The following is a 2,548-nucleotide window of genomic DNA, read 5'->3' as shown; positions in this document are numbered from 1 at the left end:
TGGTGGAGCCGGCGGGAATCGAACCCGCGTCCGCAAGCGCTCCGCCCTTGGCACTACATGCTTAGCCCAGTCATTGATCTGACCGTTCTCGTCCCGACGGGCAGGGTCTCGAACGGCGGTCCCGCTTGGTTTTAGCGCCTGGGCCCCGGGCGGGCTTGCGCGCGATCTCGTGCTGGTCGACCCCTGATGTGCCCTTGCGGGCACCCGGACTTCACGAGCAAGTTCCGGTCAGAGGCTGGCCGGGTTAGGCGGCCAGAGCGTAGTTGTCGTCGTTGGCAACTATGAGTTGTCGCTTTTTTTACGAGGCCTAGCGACGTCCTCGGCATGCGCCTCAGGTTTTGCCACCCACGTCGAAACCAGGTCGGCCCCTGAAGGGAGGGCGACTGTACACCGACCGCAAGGCCGCTGCCAGCGCCGGTGCCGGGCAGCGGACTTGCGGACTGCGCGGCACCGGGGATCGATATGGCGGTGCCGCGGCGGATTTCAAGCCGGGTGTGCCGGTCGCGTTCCGGCCTCAGCGTCTGCCGCCGTTCGGCAGCAGCGCCGGATCGACGGCGATGCTGGCCGGGCGGATGGTGTTGTCCGGGCGCGAGGGCGTCGGATCGGCGAACTCGGGATGGGAAAGCTCGGCGACGCGCACCAGCGTGCGCAGGTCGTTGGCAATCTCGCGCAGCAGGCGGTTCTGCTGGGCCAGGGCTTCGGAGATCAACTGCAGGTCGGCACTCATGCGTCCTCCTGATGCATCAGGTCGTGGTCCTGACGGCCGCCGGCGGGCGGCGCGGCAGGGTACTGATGGGTACTCGTCGATACGGATCAAGGCTTGCGGGGTGTTGCGCACCTTCGGTTGCGCGCGGGTCACAGCACGGCGGTCAGGGCCTGCAGCAGTACCCAGGCGTACAGTCCAGCCAGTACGTCGTCGAGCATGATGCCAAGTCCGCCGGGCACGTGGACATCGAAAATCCGGATCGGCCACGGCTTCCAGACATCGAACAGCCGGAACAGCGCGAAGCCGGCGATCAGCCAGCCGGGGCCGGGCGGGGCCATGTACATCGTGATCCAGTAGCCGACGAACTCGTCCCAGACGATGCCGCCGTGATCGTGCACGCCGAGGTCGCGGCTGGTGCGCCCGCAGACGTACACGCCGAGCGCGAAGGCCGCGAGCACGATGAACAGGTAAGCCGCCGGCGACAGCGCGGCCAGCCCCCACGCGAACGGCACGGCGGCGAGCGTGCCGGCCGTGCCCGGCGCGACCGGGACGAGGCCGCTGCCGAGGCCGAAGGCGAGGAAATGCCGCCAGTCGCGGAAGACGCGCGGCGCGCGCTCAGGCGAAGTGTTCATAACCGCCCCGTTCCAGCGCATGCGGCCGGCCATCGGGGCGCACGAGGCGCAGGCCGGGTTCGGGATCGATGCGGCCGATGACGCTGAACGGACAGCCGGCGGCGGCGAGCCGGGCTTCGGCTTCGGCCTGCTGCGCCGCGGGCAGCGTGAACAGCAGCTCGTAGTCATCGCCGCCGGCGAGCGCATACGGCCACGCGGCCTCGGCTCCGAGTGCGGCGTTGACGGCGGTCAGCGGTAATCGTCCGAGCGCGAGCGTCGCGCCGCAGCCGCTGGCCGAGAGGATGTGGCCGAGGTCCTGCGCGAGGCCGTCGGAGACATCGATGCAGGCGCTCGCCAGTCCGCGCAGCGCCAGCCCGGCGCGGATGCGCGGCGTCGGCCGGTCGAGGCGGGCGAGACAGTGCGTGGCGAAGGGCTCGGGCAGCTCCAGCCGGCCGAAGCGCAGCGCCAGCCCGGCGGCGGCCTCGCCGGGCGTGCCGGTGATGCAGACCAGATCGCCCGCTCGCGCCCCGCTGCGGGTCAGCGCCGCGCCGGGCGGCACGAAGCCGTGCACCTGCACGGCGATGCAGAGCGGCCCGCGCGTGGTGTCGCCGCCGACGAGCTGCGCGCCGTGCTCGGCGGCGAGCGCGGCGAAGCCGTCCATGAAGGCCGCGAGCCAGCCGGCATCGGCGCCCGGCAGCGTCAGGCCGAGCGTGATCCACGCCGGTTCGGCGCCGCTTGCGGCCAGATCCGACAGGTTCACCGCCAGCGCCTTGTGGCCGAGCGCGACCGGCTCGGCATCGGGCAGGAAGTGCACGCCGGCGACCAGCAGGTCGAGGCTGACCGCGAGCTGCCGGCCCGGCGGCGGCACGAGCAGCGCGCAGTCATCGCCGATGCCGAGCGCCACATCGGCCCGCTGCGCGCCGGTGCGCCGGGCGATCAGATCGTCGATCAGCGTGAACTCTGCGGTCATCGAGGCGTCGTTTCCGGGGTCGTATGACTATTGCGTCGCAACAAAGACAGCGGCAGGAAGGTCACAGCCAGACTGCCGTAGCGGAATCGGGGGAGACGTACACGATGCCAAATCCACGCTTCGCCGTCCTGTGGCTGATGCTGATGCTCGCGCCGGGTTTCACCGCTGCGGCCGAAGCGGCTGCCACGAACGGCCGGACGCCGGCCGCCGATGCCGCGCGCGCCGAGGGCGCCGCGGCGCTGTCGCCGGCCGATCTCGATG

The 2,548-nt window shown here is 71.2% G+C and carries 3 protein-coding genes and 1 other RNA gene; all 4 read right to left on the bottom strand.

Features of this window, described 5'->3' with window-relative positions:
• Positions 1-369, bottom strand: a transfer-messenger RNA (tmRNA) gene (gene ssrA / locus PKE44_RS18125).
• A gap of 145 nt (positions 370-514) precedes the next feature.
• Positions 515-727: a hypothetical protein gene (locus tag PKE44_RS18120; RefSeq protein ID WP_324554043.1), complete on the bottom strand. Its 213-nt coding sequence runs from the start codon at positions 725-727 to the stop codon at positions 515-517.
• Positions 728-855: 128 nt separating this feature from the next.
• Complete coding sequence (locus PKE44_RS18115) at positions 856-1,338, bottom strand: phosphatidylglycerophosphatase A (protein WP_324554041.1); 483 nt, start codon at positions 1,336-1,338, stop codon at positions 856-858.
• Positions 1,322-2,287, bottom strand: coding sequence for a thiamine-phosphate kinase (gene thiL / locus PKE44_RS18110; RefSeq protein WP_324554039.1), 966 nt, complete (start codon positions 2,285-2,287; stop codon positions 1,322-1,324). Before thiL ends, PKE44_RS18115 begins: the two co-directional genes overlap by 17 nt.
• Positions 2,288-2,548: the final 261 nt, after the last annotated feature.

It is taken from the genome of Plasticicumulans sp. (genome assembly GCF_035331805.1).
In the GTDB taxonomy this organism is placed as follows: Bacteria; Pseudomonadota; Gammaproteobacteria; order Competibacterales; family Competibacteraceae; genus Plasticicumulans.
Note: the sequence above shows the minus strand (reverse complement) of the source record. Positions and strands in the feature narration are given on the sequence as shown.